Source organism: Methanolobus sp. (assembly GCF_030682845.1).
In the GTDB taxonomy this organism is placed as follows: Archaea; Halobacteriota; Methanosarcinia; order Methanosarcinales; family Methanosarcinaceae; genus Methanolobus.
The window spans coordinates 1-24815 of sequence record NZ_JAUXNK010000049.1 but is presented as its reverse complement, the minus strand read 5'-3'; the positions used below and the strand labels follow the sequence as shown (position 1 = coordinate 24815).

Genomic DNA, 24815 nt, shown 5'->3' with positions numbered 1-24815 from the left:
ACATGTAGGGGTTACATGGGGGGTAAAGAAATGAGGAATATATCAGTAGAGGAATTCAGGGCATCCTGTGCGGCTGCGCAGGACCTGGAGATAGTAGAGAGGAAAGGAAAAGGGCACCCTGACAGTATATGCGATGCTGTGATGGACAGGATATCGGTGAACCTGTCCGGGGAATATCTGGAGCGTTTTGGCACCATACTTCACCATAATACAGACAAGTGCCTGCTAGTGGCCGGGGAGGTAGCGGGCATCTTTGGAGGCGGGATGGTTGTGAATCCCATGCTCCTGGTTATCGGGGACCGCGCTACCTTCGAGGCAGAAGGAGAGGAGATAGATGTATGCGGCATAGCTATCGATACGGCCACCAGATGGTTCGATGAGAATCTTCGCTTTGTCAAGCCTGAACATGTGGACTACCAGGTGGAACTAAAACCAGGTTCCTCGGAACTGACAGATATTTTCAGGAGGGGTGGAGAGCTCCTGGGAGCCAATGATACTTCTGCAGCTGTAGGATATGCGCCCCTCTCCTTCACTGAAAGGATGGTGTTAGATACGGAAAAGCATCTTAACTCTTCCACATTCAAGGAACAATATCCGGAGTCAGGTGAAGATATAAAGGTGATGGGAGTCAGGAGGGGAAAGAGCTTTGACATGACCGTAGCCATGCCTCTTATAGACAGCTTTGTAGAATCTGAAGAACATTACTTCCGCATGAAGGATGATCTGATAGATTCCATACAGGCTTACATATCAGGTTATCTGGAAGAGAATAAAGTCTCACTTAACACATCTCTCAAACTGAACAACCTTGACGTTCCCGGGCGCGGTCTGGAAGGTATCTATACTACTGTTACAGGGACTTCAGCCGAGGATGCAGATTGCGGGCAGGTGGGCCGTGGCAATCGTGTCAACGGTATAATCTCTCTTAACCGCCCGGCAAGCAGTGAGGCGGCGGCTGGCAAGAACCCGGTGAGCCATGTGGGCAAGATATACAATATACTCTCACATCGCATTGCAGACCGGATATATACCAGTGTGCCTGATGTGGAGGAGGCGTATGTGTGGCTTTTGAGTGACATCGGTGTCGCTATCGATCAGCCAAAGGTCGCAGCAGCCCAGATACTCATGAAAAAAGGTTCTGTTGATTCTGTCAGGGAAGAAGTCAAAGAAGTAATAGATACCGAGCTGGAGAATATTCAGCGGTTCACCATGGAGCTTGCAAGGGGAATGGTCTCTCTGTACTGAACCGAGCCAGCTATGTCAGTCAGGCCCCGGCAAGGAAGGATAGCAGTGCAAAGGCCATTGCCATCTTGAACAGGCGGGACGATCCGGCAGGGTTATCCTTTAACAGTATCTCATAGACTGCAATCGCGAACAGCAGATCAGCGATAGCTACGAGGAAAAGATACCTGGTACTCATAAGGGACTGCAAGTAAGGCAGCGGACTTGCCAGCACAGCGACAAGGCCTATGGATGCTGCAATATAAGCCGCCTTTCTGGCGCCGATAGCTATTGGGAGAGTGTTTGCGCCGTCCTTCATGTCGCCATCCATGTCTTCTATATCCTTGACTATCTCTCTGGCAACTGTTGCAAGAGTTGCAAGCAGGAATAACACGAAAACGCTTTCAAGCCCGCCTCTTTCAAAGAATACTGCTCCTCCGAAGAGGAAGGTCGATCCGGTAAGGTAGCCCACAGCCAGATTTCCAAGGAAAGCCGTGCGCTTGAGGCTCTTTGCATAATATATCAGGAGCAAGGAGTTGAAAATAGCTATAATTCCACAGGGAATGTTTATCATGAACGCGCTGACCGTACCCGCTACAAATAATGCAAGTGAGAAATAAAGAGCTGTAGAGGTGCCAATCCTTCCTGAAGGTATCGGTCTTTTGGGTTTGTTAATCCTGTCTATCTCAACATCATAATGGTCATTGATGGCGTTCCCGGCTCCGGTCACCAGGAAAACAGTCAGAAATACAAGAGCAGATCCGTAGAAAGGGAATGGCAAACTACCCGGAGTATTCACTGACAGAATATTGTATGCAATAAAAACCCCTATGGATGCAGCAATCGCAGCCATGATGCAATTGCCATAACGCATCAGTTCCAGATATGCCTTCATTTTTTGTTAAGCTCCGCTCTCTATCTGTTCCTTTTGATCGCAAGCATGCGGTCAAGTGCAAGCTTTGCCCTGACTCTCACATCTTCCGGAACAGATATTATATGCTGCATCTTCTCAAGGCTGAGCAAAAGGGCATCAAGGTCTATGGCCTTCATATCGGGACATACAGCGAAATCGGATGCACTATAGAATTTCTTGCCAGGATTATCCTTTTCCAGTTTGTGAAGGATGCCTTTTTCAGTTGCAACAATAAACTCCTTAGTTGCTGATCTGCCGGCGTGATCCAGCATTCCTGTGGTACTGTATATCTTATCTGACAGGTCAAGGACCTCTCTGCGACATTCCGGGTGTGCAAGCACTTCTGCATCAGGATGCGCTTTCCTGGCTTTTATCATATCGCTTACAAGTATCTGGTTATGTGTGGGACAGTGTCCATTCCATGGGATTATTCTTTTATCAGTGTTCCTTGCCACATAATCTGCAAGATTCCTGTCGGGAACAAAGAGCACTTCCTCTTCATTAAGGGAGTTGACGACCTCGATGGCATTTGCCGAGGTGCAACAGATATCACTCTCTGCTTTGACCTCTGCAGTAGAATTGACATAACAGACAACAGCAGCTTCTGGATATTTCTTCTTTTCTTCACGCATAGCGCCGGCAGTCACCATTGATGCCATAGGGCATCCCGCATGGAGCTCTGGCAGCAGAACGGTTTTGTGCGGGCTCAGGATGGCAGCGCTCTCTGCCATGAAATGCACTCCGCAAAATACTATAACATCTGCCTTCTGCTGCACTGCCTGCTGGCTGAGACCAAGGGAGTCGCCTGTGAAATCAGCTACATCCTGGATTTCACCCCTTTCGTAATTATGGGCAAGGATGACAGCATTGCGCATATGCTTTAGTTCATTGATCCTTTCAATGGTTTTTCTTATATCCTGCATGGGATCACTAGAAATTTATTCAATAAGTCTGGCGGATTTTCAGGTCCCTATCTGAAAAGGGCTCGATATCTTCTTCAAAGTCGCTATTGCAGACAGTTGTGCAAGATAGCTGCTCTTAGGGTTTGAAGGGGAGGGGACATTCTCAACTTTTGTTGCAAATTCTCCGAAAGAGCCCACCACTGTGATTTCGTGTATATTGCGTGTGATCGTCGGATCGGCAATTACTCTTACTTCTGTCTTCTCAAATCCTATGCCTGCAACGCTTAAAGTGGCTGCTACATTGACGTTTGCCGGGAAAGCCTTGACTGCTTCGCTTGCCGGACCTTCGAACAGTACGGTAGGAGCATTTATCCTGTCAAGGTCTATGTTGTTGCGGATGACAAATGGTGCACCGACAAGTCCGCGTGGAGGCTTTCTGGTTGTGATGGTAGCGGAGTATATTTCTCCAATAGACGCGGATTTCAGTCCGTCGAGGCCGACAATGGCCCCGGATGGGATATATACCTTGCAACTGTTTTCAGTAGCCAGATCCTCTATTCTGCGGCGTAGTTCCTCATCTGCAAGAGCTCCGACGCTCAATATCATCACATCACACTTAGAGATGAGTGCAAGCGGAACGACGTCATAGACCGCTTCCTGCGAGGCACATTCCACCAGCAGGTCTATATTTTGCACCATCTCGGCGATTTCCATGAATTCAGGCTTGCATCTATTGAACTGCCCCTTTAGTTTCTCGGCATCGCAGGTATTCCTGTCATAGACTGCAACAAGTTCGGCTTTCACAGCTCCGTCATCTATGGCCTTGCATATCCCTTTGCCGATGGTCCCGCAGCCTATCACTCCTATCCTGAGCATTCTTCACACCATGAAATCGCATACATTGACAGATATTTTTACTCCACTGCTTACATTGATTACTTAAGTAGGTTTTCCTTGCATCCGGAAGAATATAAATCCATTGAAGATAATTACCCCACTGTGAAAGAAAGGATGCTCATCACTGATATAGAATATTTTCTAGCGGAGGACCTTGGGTACAATGATGTTTCCTGTACCCTTGTTCCTGACCGGGAAGTCGAAGCCATTATTTTCACAAAAGAAGACTGTGTCATGGCTGGAGTGGATGTTGCAAGATCCTTTTTTGATTATCTCGGAATAAGTGCCGTGAGCAGTTGCGCAGACGGGGATAGGATTGCAGGGGGCAGCACTATTTTTTCACTAAGTGGCAGTTCAGTATCCATACTCCGGGCCGAGCGCATAGTTCTGAACTTCCTGGGTCACTTATGCGGTATTGCAACATTGACGCGCAGGTGCGTGGATAGTGTCGCACGTATCTCAAATGCGAGGGTTGCATGTACAAGAAAGACCACTCCGGGTCTGCGCAAGTATGAGAAGCTTGCTGTCATTGCGGGCGGTGGCGACCCTCACAGGTTCAACCTATCGGATGCTGTCATGATAAAGGATAATCATGTCAAGATGATGGGCATCGAGGCTGCCATAATGTCTGCAAGGAAAAATGCAAGTTTTACCCAGAAGATAGAAGTTGAGGTCGAGTCAGGTGACGATGCACTTCAGGCTGCGGCTCTTGGGGCGGATATCATCATGCTGGATAATATGGATCCGCATCAGGTCGCGGATACTATGGCCAGCCTGAAAAGAGCAGTAATCCCCGGGCATATTATCATCGAGGTCTCCGGGGGTATCGGGCCTGATAACATTGAAGCTTATGCACGAACAGGCGTCCATGTGATCTCCATGGGCTCACTTATACATCAGGCCAGATGGATAGATATCAGCCTTGAATTTTCCAATCAAAAGAGCAAGATTTAATAGATATTAGTTCATACATCTAATGATTACATAACACAAGCTTTATATTAACCGCCGCATATTTCTCGGCTTATACGGAACCAGAGTTTGTTAATGGCTAACTGTTTGAGGGAACATGAAGCATTTTGGAAAAACACTTACTTTCATCTCGCTGGCTGTACTCCTGCTACTGATATCAGCAGGCAGTGCCTCGGGAAAAATATTGTTTAATGATACTCTATTAGAGGGCGATGGATTTCAGATAAACAATTATGTTATCGACGTAGCTGAGGTCTTCTCTGAACATGGAGCTGCAACTATTTATGTATTTGAAGGTGAAAGTGCCACTCCAACACACGATAAGTTCGTATCGGTAGGTAGCTCCTTCAAATTCACAGTTGAAGGCGAAGATGTAGAAGTAACTTTAATCTCCATACATTCTGGCATAGCTCTCCGCGCTAAACTGTTGATCACCGTCACGGATGGAAGTTTTATAAATAGTAAAACATTGGGTGAAGTTAAAGGTGGCCATAAAAATGCAGTTTTTCCCAAAACTCCTGTCCTTGAAATTACCAAAACAGTTGACGCAGATAGTATTATGGTAGGGGACGTCATAAATGTAAAAGTATCAGTAACAAACAGTGGAGATGGTGACGCTGAAAAAGTCCTTTTTTCTGACCCTACTTCTGCTAAGTTCGTATTGCAGCAGACTTTGATATCTCCTTCTGGACAGACTGTAATTAAAAAAGGTGAGACTCGACTTATTTATGCATACAGTTTGAAAGCGACGGAACCCGGGACATTTGTTTTAAATCCCACTACTGCTATCTATTCCAACAGTATAGGGGATGACCTGCCTCAGGCATCTTCTAATACGCCTACTATAATAGTCGAGGACAGTAGTAAGAAAGCCAATCTCGATGTCACGTTGGTGGTTGATAAGTATACTGTTGACCGAAGGGGTAACCTTCAGGGAACTATCCGGATAAAGAACATCGGTGAGTCTTCGGCAAGCGCTGTTACGGTGAATCTGGCAGTTCCCACAGGCCTGAAATATTCCGGCGGCGATTCTGCTATTGAGATTATCTCAGGCGTGCCGACCATCTATCTGGAGTCTTTCGGTGTTCAGCAGGAAAAAGAGATATCTTTCAATCTGAAGGCTATGGATGAAGGTACCTATACACTGTCAACCCAAAACTCTTACCGTTTCAGCGACGGGATAAATCCTACTTCTCAAGTTGCCAGCTCAACTTCTGTGACCAATGCTATCTATGTCAAGAAGGGGAAATATGATCATCTGCTTGAGCAGCCCGTTTATGTGTATCTGGCTCCTTTGCTTGTGATCGGGGCTGTAGCAGGCTGGTTATTCTACAGGCACAGGCAGTACAAGTTCTGATACAGTTACTGGAAAATGCTGAGCACAAGATTTATTATATTACTATTATACTTATCATAGGAGGACTCTCTTGCTCAATATACTAATAATTGGGAACGGACAATGCGGAAACCGTATTCTTGATGCTATCAACAGGGACGCTTTTGGCACCAAGAGCCGCTTTGCTAAATACTTGGCTCATCAAAAATATAAAAGTAACGTCCAGACAATTGCTATCAACACTGCGGTGAACGACCTCAAGGAAATGAGTTTCACCAAGGCGAAGGACCGCATACACACCCCCCATCTGCATGGAGTCGGTGCCAACCGGAATGTGGGCAAACATGTCTTTGAGGACAACAAGACCCTCATTATGAAGAACATCCAGGAACGAGGGAATTTTGATGTTGCTTTTGTTATCACCTCTGCTTCGGGAGGAACAGGCTCCTCTTTTACACCGATGCTGATAAAAGAACTAAAGCAAAAGTGTAATTATCCCATTTATGCAATTGTTGTTCTGCCTTTCAGGGAAGAAGGAACACTTTATCTGCAAAATGCTGCCTTCTGCCTGAAAGATCTGCGTGAAAGCGGCACCGACGGCATTATCCTTGCTGACAACCAGTTCCTCAAACAAATGGGCGGGAATGTGGAGTCAGCCTATAATGGGATTAACGATATGATCGCCAGGCGGCTCTTGTTCCTGCTTGATGCACTGGACAGTGAAATGATGATGGTGACTGATCTGGGTGATTTCAAAACAGTAATGAGTGGCGGTGCTGGGATTGCAACTATCGGCTTCTATGAAGCAGATTCGGAAATGCCCATCAGGGCTGTTATAAAGAAGGCTCTCTCTCCAGAAGGACTGCTTTTCTCTACAGACGCCTACCAAGAGGCAAGCAGGTCGATGATCATTATCAGGGGTGACCGGAAATACATGAGCATCGATGAAGTCTCCTCTGAGGTTGAAAAGCTGTCAAGCAGTGTAGGTCAGGTGTTCAAAGGGATCATTGTGCGCAACGATGAGTTGCCGCAGGTGCTCACCGTGCTCACTCTTGAGTCTGCAGTTGAGCTTGAGAAACTGTACGCCATAGCTGTGGAAGCCATCAATTACGAAAAGAAGAAAAAAGAAAGAGTTGATAGTATGAAAGAGCTGGATAAGGCCTTCTCACAGATAGATGGCATGGACCCATCCTATTGATTCTTTTTCAGCAGTGTTTTCCTCCCTGCAGGAGTCTCTGACTCCAAACCTTCATTTGTGTCATCTCTGCGCTTTCTGTTATCATTATCTTTGAATACATTGAAATAGTGTAAGCTCAAATGTAGTTTAAAATCCTTGATCGGTTATGAATGACAAATCCAGTATCATCGAAATAAGGAATCTCTCCAAAGTCTATCCTGGCGGTGTAGAGGTACGCGCCCTTGACGGCATAGACCTCGACATTCAGAGAGGTGAATTCCTTTCCATAATAGGCCCTTCTGGTTCGGGAAAAAGTACTCTTTTGCATATGATCGGTATACTTGACACACCAACTTCGGGTACTATCACCATAGATGGCCGCGTTGTAACTGAAATGTCCGAACAGGAACGTTCAAAGGCGCGAAATGAGATCCTTGGCTTTGTTTTTCAGTATCATCACCTGTTGCCTGATTTCACCGCACTTGAGAATGTAATGATGCCTTTGCTGATAGCCGGGGCCAATAAGAAAGATGCCAGAGAGGTAGCTTCAGGTATACTTAAGGATGTGGGGCTGGCTGAAAGAATGGATCACCTGCCAAGCCAGCTCTCAGGAGGACAGGCTCAGAGAGTTTCTGTTGCAAGAGCGCTTGCTAACAATCCGGGCATAGTTATAGGGGACGAGCCTACCGGCAATCTTGATACAAAATCAAGTGATATGATATACGATTTGCTCAGAGAGCTGAACCATGAGAAGGGGCAGACATTCATTCTGGTGACACATGATGAGAAGATGGCAAAGAAGACAGACCGTATAATCCGGCTGGTTGAAGGGAAGATATACGAGGATTAACAGGGGTGCTTCCATGGAATATACTAAAGGATCAATAGGAAGGGTTTTCGTGGTTCGGATGGATCACGGTGACGACCTGCTCCATGAACTGGAGAATCTTGCAAGGAATGAAAACATAAAAGCTGCCATGTTTGTTTTACTTGGTGCTGTTAAGGAAGCCAGTCTTGTTGTCGGGCCTAAGGAAAATAAAATTCCACCTGAGGTCCAGTGGGCCGGTTTCCAGGATGTGCATGAGGTATTGGGCGTGGGGAATATCTTTTCAGAGAACGGCCAGCCAAAGATACATCTGCATGCTGCTGCTGGAAGGGGTGCGGAACCTAAAGTAGGCTGCATGCGTGGTAAAAGTGAGATATTCATGGTCGCGGAAGTATTTATCCTTGAACTTACAGGTATTACTGCTGAAAGGATCTTTGATGCAAGCAGGGGCTTTGCGCCCGTGAGATTCAGCAAATGATCAAATCTAACTGTTTGCACTAAGCTCTTTGAGATGTTCAAGGGCTTCTGCTATTTCCCTGTTTCTTTTCAGGACGCCATTCTCAAAAGTCCCAACGATCTGTTCAAAGGGCACGACAAGTGTATAGTACTTTACAGGCCTGCCCTTGTCGCTGTTCTTTTTCTCGTTGCGTTCCTCTATCCATTTTCTTTCCCTTAAGGGACGCATTGCGATGCTTACTTCCGGCTGCCTGAGACCTGAAGCTTGCTCTATGTTCTGGGATGTGAGCTCTTTTCCGCAGACAAGGCATGCTATGCATATGGCTTCTGTCCTTGGTACATCCAGACCCTGTAGTAATTCTATGATCTCGTGCCCTTTACCTGTTAAAAGACTGGTATGATCAGTTTTCATTTATAGACTATAATACTTGTATGTTTATATAATTTATGTAGATATAATTGAGTTTGCAAATATCTTCACGAGCGCCAAAACTTCCCAATGAACGGTAACGATATATACGGTAATTGCGAAGTAGATGTATAATTCAAAGGTGGAATAGGATGGCGTATATTAGCGAGGATAATAAATATAGGATTGAGAAGATCCATGCACGTGAGATCCTGGATTCACGAGGTAATCCGACTATTGAAGTAGACGTTCGTACTTCCTGTGGTTTTGGGAGGGCCAGTGTGCCATCAGGTGCTTCTACCGGAACTCATGAAGCTCTGGAGCTGCGTGATAAGGAAGAACGCTATGGTGGAAAAGGTGTTCTTGATGCAGTTGACAACGTGGCCACTACTATTGAAAGTGAGCTTCTGGGAATGGATGTCAGGAACCAGCGTGAGATCGATGGCCTGATGCTTGCCCTGGATGGTACTGACAATAAGATGGAGCTTGGCGCCAATGCAATACTGGGAGTCTCGATGGCCGTTGCAAAAGCAGCTGCTGACTCGCTCAGTGTGCCCCTCTACAGATATCTTGGTGGTGTCAATGCCTATACTCTTCCTGTTCCCACTATGAATGTCATCAATGGTGGAAAGCATGCAGGCAATGAACTTTCCATACAGGAGTTCATGATCCAGCCAAAAGGTGCTGACACATATTCCGAAGCCCTTCGTATGGGTGTGGAAACCTATCATGCACTCGGAAAAGTCCTTAAATCTAAATACGGTGCATCAGCATTGAATGTGGGTTATGAGGGCGGCTATGCTCCTCCGCTTGAGATGACCGCAGATGCCCTCGATGCTCTTATCACTGCCATTGAAGAGGCCGGCTACACGGAATCTGAGATATCTCTTGGTCTTGACGCTGCAGCATCAGAGTTCTTTGACGGGCAGAACTATTCCATCGACGGGAAATTACTTACACCAGGCGAGATGGTTGATTATTACCTTGAACTCATAGAGACATACCCCATACTACTTATCGAGGACCCCTTCCATGAGGAATCCTTCGAGGATTTCGCAACCCTCACAACAGAGGCCTGGGAAACTATAATCGTAGGTGATGACCTTTTCGTGACCAATGTATCACGCCTTGCAAAGGGTATAGAGATGTGTGCAGGCAATGCTCTCCTGCTCAAGGTCAATCAGATAGGCTCTGTTTCCGAAGCTCTTGACGCTGCGAACATGGCAGTGCGCAATGGTTATAGTGTGGTCGTCAGCCACCGTTCGGCAGAAACTGAAGACACCACTATCGCGGATATAGCAGTTGCGATATCTGCAGACCTGATCAAGACAGGAGCCCCCGCACGAAGTGAAAGGACTGCAAAGTACAACCAGCTCCTGCGGATAGAAGAAGACCTGGGTGAAGCTGCACGTTACATGCAGCTTTAAATCTTTTTTATATTTTCACTTCAGGAGCGGAACGGTCAGGCTACCCTGTGGCAGGATCACTGCATATGGTTCTTTTCCCTGACTCTTTATCTCTGCAACTGCATTGTCAAATGTTTCCTGTATATTCTTGCGTGGCTGCAATTTTGCCTTTCTGAGCGTTGCATCATCAAGTTCTGATACAGCCCACATCTCTGCATACACACCAATCTGCGCCATCTTGGCAGCTTTGTGGTATCCGAGCTTATAACCTTCCTCTATCCTGCACATCACATCCTCACATGTATTTGCAGAGCATAGCAAGTTCAAAAACGCGTCATCACCCACTCCTTGCCTGCATTTGGATACAAGGATTATTATCCCGCCGTCTTCCAGTGCCAGCTTGCCGTTCTCCAATGCCTTTTGAGACTGGTAGAGGTCAATATCCATGGGGTAAGGTGCGGCTGTAAGCACTATATTGCCTTTGCGGCTGCAACTGGCACAGAAAACCTCGTTCGCCTTCTCAACTGCAGCATCAAATGATTTGAAAAGATCGCCTGCAAGCATGGCATAGAGTCCGTGGTCTGCCGTGAGGACAGTCTGTATGGAGAATATGTTAAGGTCCTTAAGCACTTTCATAGCATCATTCATATCCTCTGCAACAGGGTTCCCTTTGATGGCCAGGGGCTGGGCAGCTTCGGAGAGTGCGTGTTTATGGTTCATTTCGATGGTCCTGTATGATGCCACGCCCGGCAGGAATGCTTTCCTTCCGCCCGTATAACCTGCAAAATAGTGAGGCTCCACACTTCCGATGACAATGATATTCCTGCTTTCATTCACCATCTTATTGAGGTACATTTCAGTGCCATTGCCTGAGATACCCAGGAATTCCATATCCGCATCCCTGCGGGCATCGTGCACGAAGATCCTGTCCCTGAATTCATCGTAAACCTCTCCAAAAATGTATTTTGCCTCATCCTCGGTAGGTCCTCTGTGCGCACCGGTTGCGACAAGGAATCGTACATCTCCGTGACTTCGCAGGATATCGCGCATTTTAAGGAGTACTTTTGCCGTGGGTGTTGGCCTGGTGGCATCATTTACCAGTATCAGAATTTTATCACTGCTCTTTATGAAGTCCTCAAGTGATCCTGTTCCAATGGGATTCTTCAAAGCCTCATTGATGATCTCTGATTCATTCTCCACATCCACCTGGTTGGGTGCAATGACCTCGTGGGGGATTTGCACGTCAAGGTCAATGAAATCTTTTCCATAAGGTATCGGTATTCTGATAGAATTTCCTCCGCTGGTATCTTGTCTCAGGATAGTTCATAATAGGAAGTTTTATTTATAGCATTTCGTCTCATACATCTGGCTTGAGCAATTCAAGAGCAGAGTTAAAGATAAGGACAAGGTGAACTATTGATAGAACCCGCACAGCTACTGTATTTTATTGCAGCCTCTGCAGCTCTCACACTGCTTCCGGGCCCGGATATTATTTTTGTGCTGACGCAGAGCATATCCTCAGGCAAAGGGGCCGGAATAGCTACAGCCTGCGGCCTTTGCACCGGTCTGCTGTTCCACACGACTGCGGCTGCGCTGGGTGTTTCTGCCATAATCTATAAATCTGCCCTTGCCTTCACAGTCCTGAAGTATGCAGGCGCTGTCTACCTGCTCTATCTTGCTTTCAGGGCCATTCAGGAAGGTGACAGGTTCATATCCTCGGTGTCTGAACGGGAATACGGTGCTCTTTTGCTTTACAAAAGAGGCGTCTTCATGAACCTGCTCAATCCCAAAGTGTCCATTTTCTTCCTTGCTTTCCTGCCTCAATTCGTGAACGCCGGGGCCGGGAATGTTCCTCTGCAGATGGTCTTTCTGGGATGTGTGTTCCTTGTCCAGGCATTGGCTATATTCTTCCTGGTCTCTGTATTTGCAGGGCATATTGGCACAAGGCTGATAGGAAGGCCCGGTATCGGTAAATATGTCAATCGCACAAAAGCAGGCGTCTTTATGATTATCGGCCTTGAACTTGCGCTTTCCCAAAGATGAGATATGTACTTGCGGACCTTTGAATTTACTGTATAGTTCCTACATGCAAAACATATTATAGCCAGATACTCAAATAATCATTAGGCTGGGTAAGAGAGGGACAGATGTACGAACTGGATATAGCCCTTCGGCACATCAGTGCACGCAAAAGACTAACATTCTTCGCTGTATTTGCTGTAGCTCTCGCCATAGGCGTTATTGTAGTGCTGATGTCTCTTATGTCTGGATTCACGAACGAGCTGGTATCACTTACAGTAGAGAGCTCACCTCACATTGTCGTAACCCCCATGGAAGACACCACGGAATACATACATTTCTACAGACACTATTCAGAGCAGATTCTTAATACTGAAGGGGTTTTAGCTGTTTCACCTGTATTCGCAGGGCAGGCTGCGCTGCAATACAGAGACAGGGCCCAGGGCGTTGAGCTCTATGGGATAGATCCCGTGGCAGAAGATGCTGTCATGCGCATCAGCGAAGACATTGTTGAAGGAAGCTTCTCCACTCTTTCAAGAAGTAATAACGGGATAGTTCTTGGAAACAGGCTCGCAGAAGAGCTTGGAGTCGAAGTAGAGGATACCGTTTCTGCAGTGACACCCACAGCAAGTCCTATGTCATACAAAGTAGTCGGTATATTTCACACCGGTACACCTACGGATGAGACCCTTGCATATGCGCGCTTTGATTCCACCCAGTCCTTCTTTGGAGGGAGCGGGATTGCAAGCAGCATAAACGTACGTACCCACGACCCGTACCAGGCAGAGACAATATCCGGATCTATCGAAGAATCCACGGGCTTGGATGCGGTAAGCTGGGAAGAAGCCAACAGGGATATCCTGGAACTGCTAAACACGCAGATGGTCATTGTCTGGCTATATTACGGACTTATCTATCTCATAGCCGGTTTTGGTGTTGCGAATACTCTTATTACCGTGGTTGCGGAAAAAAAGAGGGAGATAGGCATGCTGATGGCTATGGGCACTTCCAGAAGGCATATAACTAACATCTTCCTGCTGGAATCACTCATCTTGGGCACTATGGGTGTATTGCTGGGCTGTATCCTGGGATACATTGGAGTTGTATTGCTCTCGAATTACCAAATAGACCTGCCCAGTGAGGTGTATTTTGGGCTGACAACGCTCCCTCTAAGCCTTGAAGTGAGCAATTTCATCTATGCTATCGTATTCTCTTTCATTATCAACTTAGCAGCTGGAATCTATCCTGCAAGAAGAGCTTCCAGGCTGGATCCTGTTGAAGCTATCGAAAGTGAATGATTTAAATTTCCAGTTTTAACAGGATGAGTAAGCAGGGCATTTTGTTCGTACGTATACGAAAGTATATATATCGGGATGTCATTTGTATATATGCGAACGGGTTTCTAGTACTCTCCACAATACCAGCACCAATAACCTGTGCATTCAATCCTTCCCCGTTCGCTTCTAAAATGATAGCCTTTTTCTATATAGCACGCTAATACGCTGCTATGAGGATTGTGATCGAGACTCCTAAATACAGCTTCCTTAAATACCGAAAGGATGGGTCACAATTCAAAACTGAGTTCATCTCTCCCATACCCGTACTCTTCAACTACGGTTTCATTGATAAAAGCCTGAGCTAGGATGGCATGGAAACCGACGTCATTGTTATAGGTCCTGCCATGCATCAGGGGGATGTCCTCGACAGGAATCACTTTGATGGTGTCGTAAGGTTTATCGATGATTCTGTCCGGGACGATAAACACATAATTTACATAGGAGGATTCTTCTCAAAATCCTTTTTCTCTTTCTACTTCCGGCTCTATGCCTTATTCAAATCTGCTCTCTACCTCCTGCACAAAAGGAAATTATGCACTTGCAGGTTTGAGGGAATCGACTTCCCTTCTTCAGGCCGCACAAGATGAATAAAGCTTGCATTGTGCTGTGACACAGCGCTTCAGATTCCCGTTATCTGGAGATGGCCTTAACAGGGTCAAGGCTGGCGGCGCGCTGTGCGGGATAGATGCCGGCTATCAGATTGAGCAGGAAGACGATGGCTATTATCCAGATAACATCGCCGGGACGTATCAGCACCGGTATTGTAGTGATCCCGTACACCCCTTCCGGAAGAGGATAACCTCCTATGGCAAGAGCGATGGCAATCCCGGCAAGCGTTCCCAGCAGAGCCCCAGTAAGTCCAAGTATTCCACTTTCAATCAAAAAGATGAGTCTGATGCCGGACCTGTTCGCACCCATGGCCATGAGGATACCTATCTCCTTGATCTTGCTCATCACTACCATGTTCAAGGTACTCACAACCCCAAAGGATGCTATCAGGAGGATAAATCCCAGTGTGATGTTGTTGGATGTTCTTTCAATTGCCAGGGTACGCAGAATGTCCGGATTGTTCACGGTCCAGCCTGTTGCCCTGTATCCTTCTTCCCTTAGGATGGAAGCTATCTCCCTGTCACGGTTAAAATCTTCCAGTCTCAGGTAGATGCCATTGATGACATCCCGGGTGCCATAGAAGTTCTGGGCGGTCTCAAGGGATGTGTATGTCAAACTTTCATTAACAGGCGTGCCGGTATCGTAAATAGCCACAACTTGAAGTGAAAGCGTGTTTGCATTGGGAACTGAGCCCCTTAGGCCAGGAAAACAACCTTAGGGGTTTTAAGCTCCTCATTCGTACCTGAGTGCGTCAAGCGGTCTCATCATTGAAGCCTTCCACGCAGGATACATGCCGCCAAGAAGGCTTGTGGCTATCCCGAAAAAGAAACCCTCCACTACGTAGAACATGCTGGAAAGTGTGAACAGGTATGAAGTGTTCTTGACGAGCAGGGACATTATGAGGTAACTTCCTCCAATGGTTAATATCGCTCCTGCAGTGCTGGCTATGACCCCGAGGAACAATGCTTCTAGCAGGAACATCTTCAGTATATCTCTCCTTGAGGCCCCCACAGCTTTCATAATGCCAATCTCTTTTGTCCGCTCCATGGTGGACATGAGCATCACATTAAGTATACTCACACCTGCAACAAGCAATGATATAGAGCCTATGCCCATTAGGAAAAGTGAAATGGACTTGAAGACACTGTCAAGGCTTTCGGTTATTGAGTTCGTGGCAAAGACTGTGACAAGCTCATCTTTTTTGTTGATACGTTCCTTGATATCCTTCATAACACTATCTATTTTGTCGATATCCTTCACTATAACTATGACCGTACCATAACCTTCATCTGCGTCAGGGTATAATTTTCCATACATTTCGGAGGACGTGAAAACTCCGCTGTCTGTATTGATATCAAATCCAAGTCCTCTCTCCTTGAGTATTCCGACAACTCTTAAATTTGAGCCATCTATCTCAATCTTCTGACCGAGCTTAAGATCCAGGTTCTTCGCTATGCTGGAACCCACCACGCATTCAGTGGACCCCGGTTTGAAATGGCGGCCCTCCTGGAGGTCGGCAAGTTTATCCAGATCATCCTTCTTTATATCATAGACTGCAACATAATACTGTATAGTGGTTCCGCCTTTTTTGTATTCGACTATCTCCCCGCCGGATATCACAGGTATTACACTTTCGATGTTACTGACCTTTTTGATCTGATCTACCTGCTTGTCTGTAATAAAATCCTCTCCGGGAACTGGCGAAACTATGATCTTATCCCCGATATCTGAAAAGGAATCCGTGACTGAGAGTTTCAGACTGTTACCAAGTATTCCCATTGAGGATATTGCTATAACCCCTATGATGATGCCGATAGCTGCAAGTACCGTGCGGACTGCCTGCCTTTTAAGGTTTCTTCTGGCAAGTTCTGCATACATGTTGTTCTTCAGGGGATCAGGGATTCTCATTAACGACCTCTCCGTCCTGCAGCCTTATAGTAGTTCGGGAATACTCTTCCATCCTGGGATCATGGGTGACCACTATCACGGTGGTGCCTGCCTGGTTGAGTTCCCTGAGGAGCTCCATGACACCGTGTCCTGTCTTAGAGTCCAAGTTACCTGTGGGTTCATCAGCAAGCAGTATCGTGGGGTTATTTGCAAGGGCCCTGGCTATTGCGACCCTCTGCTGCTGCCCTCCTGATAGTTCATTGGGCTTGTGATCAGCATACTCCGGTGGAAGCTGGGCTCTCTGTAGCAGCTTCAGTGCTCTCTTTCTACGTTTTCCGGGAGAAGCCCCGTTGAATATCATGGGGATTTCCACATTCTCCACAGCTGTAAGGGTCTGGATAAGATTGAATTGCTGGAAAATAAAGCCGATATTGTTCCTTCTGAGGGAGGTAAGCCCTTCATCATCGAGTTTAGAAAGGTCTGTATTATTGATCAGCACTTTTCCGCTTGTGGGCAGGTCAAGACAGCCAAGCATATTAAGGAGGGTGCTCTTACCGGAGCCCGAAGAGCCCATTATGGTGACAAAATCTCCCTTCTCTATCTTTGCGCTCACCTTGTTAAGGGCATATATCTTATTCTCGCCCAGAGTGTAGATCTTTGTCACTTTTCTGATGTCTGCAATGGTTTCTGGCATGTTGGCACCTTTCAAGAGTCAAGGATCTCCCCATCGTCTTCCTCTTCTTCTTCTTCTTCAGGTTGCAAACTGCCTTCATCTTCCTTGCGCTTCTTCCATGAATTATAGATCAGTGCAGTTATTCCGATAGCAAGTATTCCTGCCACTGCCCAGAGGAGCATCGGGCTGTCCATGTCCTCTGCACTGGTGGAAGCAGAAGTAAGGGTGTTACTGCCAATTGGGATGTTCTCCCGAACCGACATGTATGCATTATTTGGGTCCCTGAACTCGATAACGATAGGTATGCTTGAGGTATCACTGGATAATACTTGTGCAGATAGTTCGAAACTGCTGAAATCATCCGCTTCAAGCGTACCAATATAATATCTTGCATAAGGCTGGGCAGGTACCACATTGTCAGACTCCGCCACAGACACCATCACATTCCTTGCATCAGTGGTCCCGAAATTGTTCAGGTCTCCCGAGACTGTGTATCGGTTTCCTGTTCTGCTCACATCAAGCGATGTAAAAATGAGGGAATGCTGTTCAATGACCTCCACTTCTCTTGTGGTCTTAACGGTCTGGCGGAGGTTGTCACCATTAAAGTAGGATCCTGTGAAGGACATATCCCTTTTCTCCGCACTGCTGTACATAGTGTTCAGCGTGAAGGTAGCAGTTGATTTCTCTCCTGAAGGAATTGCCCCGATAAAATATTCGGAAGGTGTAAATACCATACCTTCGCATTCCGGACTTATGATGACGCTTGTTACTGCATTTGGCCTTCTGTTAACTACTTCTACACTAATGGTGGAAACCTCGTTCATAAGAGTGGAAGGTACATCTGACAGAATGATCTTCAGGTCACGGTCATCAACCTTGACAGGGATCCTGTAGTTCAGGTCGTACATATTGCTCCCGCCGATGAGCTGCAGATTCAGGAAATGTGTTCCTAAGGCAGCATTATTCTTTGCTTTGACATTGAAGGAAAGCTTCAGTGAGTCCTTTGGTCCAAGGAGGCCGATGTTGCTGTAGCCACTGTCAAGTATCTCAAAATTACCGTTCCCGCCTATGGTCGCACTGGCGATGTACGCATTCATGCTCAGTGTTTTAGCATCCTCGGTTACGTACATCCCTCCGGTGGCCATGTTCTGCAGGATGACAGTGATTGTGCCTGTATCCCCCGGCATGAATACTTCAGGTTCGATCTCATAGCTCAGCGTGACCGTCGGGCGGACTTCGCTGGTAGCTGCAAGGGAAAAAGTGGAAAATACGACCATAACAAGGAAGGCCGCAACAAGTGTTCTGAAGACATTTCTCACTTTCATGCACCAAATATCCTGAGTGTATATAATGTATAAAGAACGTATAGCAGTATAGGCACTCCCACGGTAATTGCTGCATTCTTAACAGACAAATTCCTGGAATGGACCAGTGCAAATATCCATATATTCGCGCTCCATAGCATGAAAATTATTCCCACTATCCCGGCAATCCGAAGGGTTGGATCAGAGAGCAATGTATCTGCGATCATTGGATCGGTGAAGTCAATGTTAGAATAGGCCCTGCTTGTAAAGATCGCAGAAATTATGGAACTTATGATGGAAGGTATAAATCCGTATGATACAAATTCCATTACTCTTTTAAAACTTCCTTCACCGTTGAAGAGCATGGAGATCACGTAAAATATTGCGCTGTAAACCGCCCACATAACAAAAGTTCCAATTACTGCACCTACTACCGCTAACACTGTTCCAATCCCGGCAAAAGCTGCGGCTTCCTCTGGAAGTCCTCCTATCACATTCTGCATCACTATCACAGCAGTGATGGCCCCGACCGCTGCCATCAGCAGTATTATCAACAAAGGCGTTTTAAATTCAATCTCTTCATTATTTTTTCTTTTAAAAAACCCGTTTGGGTCTGTCAGTACTTCCAGCATATTTCTACCTCCGCGAAATCAGGTTTGATATGTGTATATTCAAACTTGACTATTAATAGCCAACTCTTTTAGGCGACAGATATATTTATATTTTGCTATTAATGTTTTTAGAACTTCAATCCAAAGCAACAATTTATATTTTAAGACATGTCTTCTTTATCTGTAATCGTTTATTTCATTTATTAATTTGTAAAGACATTCCGGGCCGGATATTTAGACCCCGGAAAGATGAATCCAGTGTTATGTGCGGGGAATAACTATGGCTGAGTCAAGCGAAACCATCGATAAAAGAGAGCCTGTTATTGAACTTGTCAGCCTGTGCAAAAGTTATCAGGTTGGGGATATGGAAGTGCCTATCCTGAAAAGCATAGATCTGTCCGTGAAAAAGGGCGAGTTCGTCGCGATAATGGGCCCGTCCGGCTCAGGGAAGAGCACTCTTATGAATATGATAGGATGTCTGGACAGGCCGACCTGTGGAATGGTCCTCATAATGGGAAAAGACGTCAACCAGCTCACAGATAACGAACTCGCACGACTCAGGGGTTTTGAGATCGGTTTTGTATTCCAGACCTTTAACCTTGTTCCCCGGCTTAGTGCTCTTCAGAATGTGGAGCTACCGACATATGCCAACAAAAAGGAAGGAATAGACGGCAGGAAGAAGGCAAAGGAACTCATAGGGCTGGTAGGATTGCAGGACCGCATGAATTACAAACCCACGGCGCTCTCCGGCGGACAGCAACAGAGGGTGGCAATTGCACGGGCTTTGATCAATGACCCTTCTCTCATACTGGCCGATGAGCCAACCGGCAATCTTGACTCAAAGAGCGGAAAGGAGATCATGAACATTTTTGAAGAGCTTCACAGTAAAGGCAGGACGATCATAATGATCACCCATGACCCCAATCTTGCGGAATATGCTGACAGGGTGGTTCATCTAAAGGACGGAGTGATTGGTGCAACCTGAGGAGGAGATATCAGATGTCATATAGTTATCATAGAATGTGGAGAATATCGACCTGGGCGATTGGGCTCATCTTATTAACTGTATTGTTTTGCTCTCCGTGTACAGCTGCAACCGGAGCAGACCTGGATGTCAGCATATTGCAATACCAGCCAATTCCTGCCGAGATAGGGGAATATGTGACCGTATGGGTCAAGGTGGAGAACAGGGGCTTTTCACGGGCAGAAGATGTTTCAGTAAGAATGGTACCTGAATACCCTTTTACTCTGGATTCTCCCGGGAATGCGGACAAGACCACAGGGGTGCTGAGTCCGGGTAGGGCAGCTGTGCATGAGTACCGTCTTTTTGTTGATGAGAATGCAAGGGATGGCATCGAATCAATAGAAGTGTGGTACCAGGAAGGTACTGAAGGTGTATGGTACCAGAAAGAGTTCGATATAAGAGTCGGCTCGGTTACCTTTGACAGCAGGGGCAGTGTGCAGATCATGGGGAGCCCTGTCATGGAGCCAGAAGTATTCATGCCCGGTGACAGAGGAACTATCAGGTTCAGTTTAGCCAACACCGCCATCTCCGGCTCTGTGGTTATAGGGGGAGAGGAATTTGATACCAATGCCAGGATACAATCTGCTTCTCTTGAGAGCACTGACGGTATAACAGTAATGACAGGCACCTATCAAAGCAGCGGTGTTATAGGTCCGGGGGAATCCGTGAACCTCACCTACAATATCAGAGTGAGCGATGATATCGAGGATGGCACGTATTATCTTAACCTTGTGGTTGTGGGAAATTCTCATGCCTTAAGTAACAGCTGGAGAATCCCGGTAAGAATCGACTCATCTTCTGTAAGGGTCATACCTTCAAGCCCTCTTGTTCTTGAGAATGGTGCAGGCGAGCTTGAATTCGATGTCGCGAACATCCATCCCAACAGGCTCTCCTCTGTGAGCGTACGGCTTGAGGCGCAAGGCGTTGAGTTCTCCCCCTCGGAGTATTTCATAGGTTCAATGGACCCGGATGAGCTCTTCACCATCCAGTTCCAGGCAACTTCCTCAGACAACAATTCTCTTTCTCCGAGGAACCTGACCATAATCGCTGACTATCGGAATGGAGCTAACCAGCATTCAAGTCAGGTGGGTGTCCGGCAGCTCAGGAATGTCTCTGTGGAAGAGGACAACAGATTTGGTATTGCACTGGCTCTCCTGTTGCTTGCAGCAATAGCCGTCGGAGGCTACATGCTTTATAAGCGAAGGAAGGAAAAGCAATAGGTGCTGAGTTAATGTTGGACCTGAGGCAGTCATTCAGTATATCGCTGGGAAGTATTGGCAGTTCCAAGCTCAGATCGGCCCTTACAACGCTTGGTATTGTCATAGGGGTAGCTGCCGTGATAGCTAATGTTACCCTTGGTGCCAGCTTCAACCAGTACTTCACCGATGAGATCGGTGCTGTGGGGTCCAATTTCATTGTCATCTACAGCCAGAACACTAATATCTTCTTTGATAACCAGCTTGAACTTATAAGCAATACTCCGGGGGTGGTCGGGGTATCTCCTATAAATCAGCAGATGGCGAGGGTAACCTATCTTTCCACGTCTCGGCAGATAGACATCCAGGGAGTGAACGAGGACTACGATGAGGTCGCCAATATAGTAATGGAATCGGGGGAATTCCTGGACGATAATGACAGGTACGTGGCTGTGCTGGGTGCGGATGTGGCCAACGAGAAGTTCGATAAGAGGATATCGGTCAAGAATCCTATCGAGATTACCTTCAGGCGTGAGGACGGAGGCGTAGTCACCCGGAAATTTATAGTCAAAGGTGTGATACAAGATCCCAATACAACTTTTGCGCAGACCGGAGTCGAACCGGAGATTCGTATTTTCATACCTATCGCCACCATGAACGAGATACTCGGGGTCAGCTATTATGGAGGTTTTTTCATCAAGGCCGAGAGTCTTGAAGCTGTAGGGACCACCGGGGACGAGATAGACCGGCGTCTGGCGCGCAGCCTCGGGGTGCCAAACAGGGACCTTGATAATGATGATGCAAAACCCTATGTGCTCTTTGATCAGCTTGAGATACTGGAGCAAACAGGGCAGTTATCTATGGCCCTGACCTCCCTTCTGATATCGGTTGCACTGATCTCGCTCATGGTAGGTTCCATCGGCATAATGAACATTATGTTGGTGACAGTTGCTGAAAGGACCAGGGAGATAGGTCTGATGAAAGCCTTGGGTTTTACTAAAAAGGATGTTCTGGTGCTGTTTATCATAGAGTCGATGGTAGTGGGGCTGATAGGTGGTGTGCTTGGTGTTGTACTAGGAGTTACCGCAGCTCTGGCGGTGAACAGTTATCTTGAGTTGCCTAACATCTTCCCCATAGGACAGATTGCTATTGGTTTTGTGGTAGCTGTAGGTGTTGGTCTGATAGCAGGTGTTTATCCTGCCAATAAGGCGGCAAGGATGAACCCGGTCGAAGCACTGAGGAAGGACTAATATATGATAGATATCAGGCAGGCATTGGTCATAGCGCTTGGAAGTATCAAGAGTGCAAAGCTGCGCTCAGCCCTCACCACGCTTGGTATTATCATAGGTGTGGCAGCAGTAGTTGCCAATGTCTCGCTTGGCGCCAGCTTCAACCAGTATTTCACTGATGAACTTGGTTCGCTTGGTTCCAATTTCATAATCATATACAGCCAGGATGTGAATATTTTCTATGACGCTCAGCTTGAAGTGATAAAGAACACTCCTGGTGTGGTGGGAGCTTCGGCTTTCAATCAGCAAACAGCTGCTGTCACTTATCTTTCCTCGACGCGGCAGATAGATGTCCAGGGAGTGAGTGCGGATGCGCAGGAAATATCCAACCTGCGTGTGGAATCCGGCAGTTTCCTCACAGACAAGGACCGGTATGTGGCTGTCCTTGGAAAAGATGTAGCTGAAGAGAAATTTGGCAGGAGTATCCCTGTAAAGAATTACGTTGATATCACTTTCCGCAGGAATGACGGTACGACCGTGACCCAGAAGTTCAGGGTCAAAGGCGTACTGACAGGCGAGGACAATACTTTTGTCCAAGGCGGGCCTGACAGGGATGTGAGCATCTATATCCCGATCCAGACCATGAACGACATTCTGGGCGTGGATGACTACAGCGGCTTTTCTGCAAAGACTGCAAGCGTGGAATCAGTAAGGTCGGTGTCTGAGGAAGTGGACAGGCGTCTTGCCCGCAATCTCGGTGTCCCTGCGAGGGATCTTGACAATGAGGATGCAAAGCCATACCGCATATTCAACCAGGCAGATATCCTGGAGCAACTCGACATGCTTTCCAATTCCCTTACCATACTGATAACGATAATAGCTCTGGTGGCTCTGTTTGTAGGTTCTATTGGAATCATGAACATCATGCTTGTGACTGTGACCGAGAGGACAAAGGAGATCGGTCTGTTAAAATCCCTGGGTTATGCCAGGTCTGACATCCTGACACTCTTCATGCTGGAATCCATTGTTGTAGGTGTGATAGGAGGTATCCTGGGAACCCTGCTTGGAATGGCAGGATCGTTCATCGTCGAGACCTATCTGAATATCCCGCGCATCTTTCCAATGTACCTGATCTTCCTGGGCTTTTTCATCTCAGTTATTGTCGGCCTGGTTGCAGGTGTCTATCCTGCCAGCAGGGCCGCCGGTCTGAATCCTGTGGAAGCCTTGAGGCATGAGTAATGTTAGTTGCACTTTTTTATTAGTTGCACTCTTTTTGTAATTAGACCTACTTGACGATTCATAGAAACTCTTAAGTACTAAGCCACAATAGTCTAACTTGTCGAAAAATAGACGAGTTTTTCGACTGGTTACTAGAGGTATATGCATGGTTGGCAAGAACTTGGAGAGTTCAGTTTCAGAAAGCACAGTTGTGATCGATATCTGCGATCTAAAGAAGAGCTACCGTCTGGGGGATATGGAAGTCCCGATCCTCCACGGGATCGATCTCTGCGTGAAGAAAGGGGAATTTGTTGCTATAATGGGTCCATCCGGTTCCGGCAAGAGCACCCTGATGAACATGATCGGATGCCTGGACAGGCCTACAAGCGGCAAGGTCGTGCTCATGGGGAAGGACACATGTTCCGTCTCTGAAAACGAGCTTGCAGAACTTCGGGGTTTTGAGATCGGTTTTGTGTTCCAGAGCTTCAACCTCATACCGAGGCTGAGTGCATACGAGAACGTGCTGCTTCCTACCTACTCCAATTCAAAAAAGGGCCATAATGCCCCGCAAAGGGCAAAGGACCTGCTAAAGCTGGTTGGTCTTGATGACCGTATGTACCACAGGCCAACGGAGCTTTCAGGAGGGCAGCGCCAGAGAGTTGCCATAGCCCGATCCCTGATAAATGAACCTTCCCTTATCCTTGCCGATGAGCCTACAGGTAACCTGGATTCAAAGACCAGTGAAGAAATACTGGGTATCTTCTCTGAATTGCATCGCAAAGGCTGCACTATAGTGATGATCACACACGACCCTGAAATGCAAAAATATGTAGACAGGGTCGTGCTCATAAAAGACGGATATATAAAAAATAACTGAAGTGGTTCTGATGACTGAGATAAACGATACTATAAGAAAGATTATAGGCACATTGATCTGCCTTGGAATGATATTTACATTATTCACACCGGTATCTGCAAGTTCCGGTGCAAATCTGAAAGTGGACGTGCTGGACTATGACCCATACCCTGCCGAGATAGGTAAATATGTGGATGTCCGAATCAAAGTAGAAAACGTAGGCTATGGCCGCGCGGATGCTGTTTCCCTGAAGATAGAACCTGATTATCCGTTCTCTCTTAATTCCGATAAGAACGCAGTTAAATTCATTGGCATACTGGCGCCTGAAAAAGCAGTA

The 24815-nt window shown here is 46.7% G+C and carries 25 protein-coding genes and 1 pseudogene; 15 read left to right on the top strand and 11 right to left on the bottom strand.

Going from position 1 to position 24815, the window contains the following annotated elements; translation table 11 throughout:
• The first annotated feature begins 30 nt into the window (after positions 1 to 30).
• Complete coding sequence (locus Q8J68_RS05725; RefSeq protein ID WP_305310574.1) at positions 31 to 1245, top strand: methionine adenosyltransferase; 1215 nt, start codon at positions 31 to 33, stop codon at positions 1243 to 1245.
• Between the two features lie 19 nt (positions 1246 to 1264).
• Here the strand turns inward: Q8J68_RS05725 and Q8J68_RS05720 are convergent, their stop codons facing one another.
• The 3 genes from Q8J68_RS05720 to Q8J68_RS05710 are packed head-to-tail and all read right to left on the bottom strand — an operon-like array spanning position 1265 to position 3912.
• Entirely contained in the window at positions 1265 to 2116 is an 852-nt protein-coding gene (locus Q8J68_RS05720; RefSeq protein ID WP_305310573.1) for a geranylgeranylglycerol-phosphate geranylgeranyltransferase, read from the bottom strand.
• 20 nt (positions 2117 to 2136) lie between these two features.
• Positions 2137 to 3057: a quinolinate synthase NadA gene (nadA, locus tag Q8J68_RS05715; protein ID WP_305310572.1), complete on the bottom strand. Its 921-nt coding sequence runs from the start codon at positions 3055 to 3057 to the stop codon at positions 2137 to 2139.
• A 39-nt stretch (positions 3058 to 3096) separates the two neighbouring features.
• The gene (locus Q8J68_RS05710; RefSeq protein ID WP_305310571.1) at positions 3097 to 3912 is read right to left on the bottom strand and encodes an aspartate dehydrogenase; all 816 of its coding nucleotides are present in this window, start codon (positions 3910 to 3912) and stop codon (positions 3097 to 3099) included.
• 135 nt (positions 3913 to 4047) lie between these two features.
• Between Q8J68_RS05710 and nadC the strand changes: the two genes are divergently transcribed.
• The 5 genes from nadC to Q8J68_RS05685 all read left to right on the top strand — a co-directional run bounded on the left by nadC (position 4048) and on the right by Q8J68_RS05685 (position 8722).
• A complete protein-coding gene (gene nadC, locus Q8J68_RS05705) occupies positions 4048 to 4887 on the top strand; it encodes a carboxylating nicotinate-nucleotide diphosphorylase (RefSeq protein ID WP_305310610.1) in 840 nt (279 codons plus the stop codon).
• A 115-nt stretch (positions 4888 to 5002) separates the two neighbouring features.
• On the top strand, positions 5003 to 6262 hold the full coding sequence (locus Q8J68_RS05700) for a hypothetical protein (RefSeq protein WP_305310570.1): 1260 nt from the start codon (positions 5003 to 5005) through the stop codon (positions 6260 to 6262).
• A gap of 70 nt (positions 6263 to 6332) precedes the next feature.
• Positions 6333 to 7439, top strand: a complete 1107-nt coding sequence (locus Q8J68_RS05695) for a cell division protein FtsZ (RefSeq protein ID WP_305310569.1) — start codon at positions 6333 to 6335, stop codon at positions 7437 to 7439.
• A gap of 145 nt (positions 7440 to 7584) precedes the next feature.
• On the top strand, positions 7585 to 8268 hold the full coding sequence (locus tag Q8J68_RS05690) for an ABC transporter ATP-binding protein (protein ID WP_305310568.1): 684 nt from the start codon (positions 7585 to 7587) through the stop codon (positions 8266 to 8268).
• A gap of 13 nt (positions 8269 to 8281) precedes the next feature.
• Positions 8282 to 8722 carry a PPC domain-containing DNA-binding protein gene (locus tag Q8J68_RS05685; protein ID WP_305310567.1) on the top strand — a complete coding sequence of 147 codons (441 nt, stop codon included), beginning with the start codon at positions 8282 to 8284 and terminating at the stop codon, positions 8720 to 8722.
• Positions 8723 to 8728: 6 nt separating this feature from the next.
• On the opposite strand, the gene Q8J68_RS05680 is transcribed toward Q8J68_RS05685, so the two are convergent.
• Entirely contained in the window at positions 8729 to 9112 is a 384-nt protein-coding gene (locus Q8J68_RS05680; RefSeq protein ID WP_015053200.1) for a transcriptional regulator, read from the bottom strand.
• A 149-nt stretch (positions 9113 to 9261) separates the two neighbouring features.
• On the opposite strand from Q8J68_RS05680, the gene eno reads away from it, so the two are divergent.
• Positions 9262 to 10536 carry a phosphopyruvate hydratase gene (eno, locus tag Q8J68_RS05675; protein ID WP_305310566.1) on the top strand — a complete coding sequence of 425 codons (1275 nt, stop codon included), beginning with the start codon at positions 9262 to 9264 and terminating at the stop codon, positions 10534 to 10536.
• 15 nt (positions 10537 to 10551) lie between these two features.
• Here the strand turns inward: eno and larA are convergent, their stop codons facing one another.
• Complete coding sequence (gene larA, locus Q8J68_RS05670; protein WP_305310609.1) at positions 10552 to 11790, bottom strand: nickel-dependent lactate racemase; 1239 nt, start codon at positions 11788 to 11790, stop codon at positions 10552 to 10554.
• A 141-nt stretch (positions 11791 to 11931) separates the two neighbouring features.
• Between larA and Q8J68_RS05665 the strand changes: the two genes are divergently transcribed.
• Both Q8J68_RS05665 and Q8J68_RS05660 read left to right on the top strand, forming a co-directional pair.
• Positions 11932 to 12558 (top strand): LysE family translocator, encoded by a 627-nt coding sequence (locus Q8J68_RS05665; RefSeq protein WP_305310565.1) that lies wholly within the window; start codon positions 11932 to 11934, stop codon positions 12556 to 12558.
• A gap of 104 nt (positions 12559 to 12662) precedes the next feature.
• Positions 12663 to 13832, top strand: coding sequence for an ABC transporter permease (locus tag Q8J68_RS05660; protein ID WP_305310564.1), 1170 nt, complete (start codon positions 12663 to 12665; stop codon positions 13830 to 13832).
• A gap of 266 nt (positions 13833 to 14098) precedes the next feature.
• Here Q8J68_RS05660 and Q8J68_RS05655 read toward each other — a convergent pair whose 3' ends face one another.
• The 6 genes from Q8J68_RS05655 to Q8J68_RS05630 all read right to left on the bottom strand — a co-directional run bounded on the left by Q8J68_RS05655 (position 14099) and on the right by Q8J68_RS05630 (position 18976).
• The gene (locus Q8J68_RS05655; protein ID WP_305310563.1) at positions 14099 to 14299 is read right to left on the bottom strand and encodes a hypothetical protein; all 201 of its coding nucleotides are present in this window, start codon (positions 14297 to 14299) and stop codon (positions 14099 to 14101) included.
• A gap of 202 nt (positions 14300 to 14501) precedes the next feature.
• Positions 14502 to 15134, bottom strand: a complete 633-nt coding sequence (locus Q8J68_RS05650; RefSeq protein WP_370867607.1) for an ABC transporter permease — start codon at positions 15132 to 15134, stop codon at positions 14502 to 14504.
• Positions 15135 to 15212: 78 nt separating this feature from the next.
• Positions 15213 to 16388, bottom strand: coding sequence for an ABC transporter permease (locus Q8J68_RS05645; protein WP_305310562.1), 1176 nt, complete (start codon positions 16386 to 16388; stop codon positions 15213 to 15215).
• Complete coding sequence (locus tag Q8J68_RS05640) at positions 16375 to 17061, bottom strand: ABC transporter ATP-binding protein (RefSeq protein ID WP_305310561.1); 687 nt, start codon at positions 17059 to 17061, stop codon at positions 16375 to 16377. Before Q8J68_RS05640 ends, Q8J68_RS05645 begins: the two co-directional genes overlap by 14 nt.
• A gap of 11 nt (positions 17062 to 17072) precedes the next feature.
• Positions 17073 to 18365, bottom strand: coding sequence for a COG1361 S-layer family protein (locus tag Q8J68_RS05635; protein ID WP_305310560.1), 1293 nt, complete (start codon positions 18363 to 18365; stop codon positions 17073 to 17075).
• Entirely contained in the window at positions 18362 to 18976 is a 615-nt protein-coding gene (locus tag Q8J68_RS05630) for a YIP1 family protein (RefSeq protein ID WP_305310559.1), read from the bottom strand. The genes Q8J68_RS05635 and Q8J68_RS05630 overlap by 4 nt, the downstream gene beginning before the upstream one ends.
• Positions 18977 to 19235: 259 nt before the next feature.
• Here Q8J68_RS05630 and Q8J68_RS05625 point away from each other — a divergent pair, with 259 nt between their 5' ends.
• The 6 genes and pseudogenes from Q8J68_RS05625 to Q8J68_RS05600 form a co-directional block, all read left to right on the top strand.
• On the top strand, positions 19236 to 19940 hold the full coding sequence (locus tag Q8J68_RS05625; protein ID WP_305310558.1) for an ABC transporter ATP-binding protein: 705 nt from the start codon (positions 19236 to 19238) through the stop codon (positions 19938 to 19940).
• 14 nt (positions 19941 to 19954) lie between these two features.
• On the top strand, positions 19955 to 21199 hold the full coding sequence (locus Q8J68_RS05620) for a COG1361 S-layer family protein (RefSeq protein ID WP_305310557.1): 1245 nt from the start codon (positions 19955 to 19957) through the stop codon (positions 21197 to 21199).
• Positions 21200 to 21210: 11 nt separating this feature from the next.
• Positions 21211 to 22425: an ABC transporter permease gene (locus Q8J68_RS05615; protein ID WP_305310556.1), complete on the top strand. Its 1215-nt coding sequence runs from the start codon at positions 21211 to 21213 to the stop codon at positions 22423 to 22425.
• 3 nt (positions 22426 to 22428) lie between these two features.
• On the top strand, positions 22429 to 23643 hold the full coding sequence (locus tag Q8J68_RS05610) for an ABC transporter permease (protein WP_305310555.1): 1215 nt from the start codon (positions 22429 to 22431) through the stop codon (positions 23641 to 23643).
• 145 nt (positions 23644 to 23788) lie between these two features.
• Entirely contained in the window at positions 23789 to 24499 is a 711-nt protein-coding gene (locus tag Q8J68_RS05605) for an ABC transporter ATP-binding protein (RefSeq protein WP_305310554.1), read from the top strand.
• A 10-nt stretch (positions 24500 to 24509) separates the two neighbouring features.
• Positions 24510 to 24815 (top strand): annotated as a pseudogene (locus tag Q8J68_RS05600) (hypothetical protein); the annotation flags it as partial.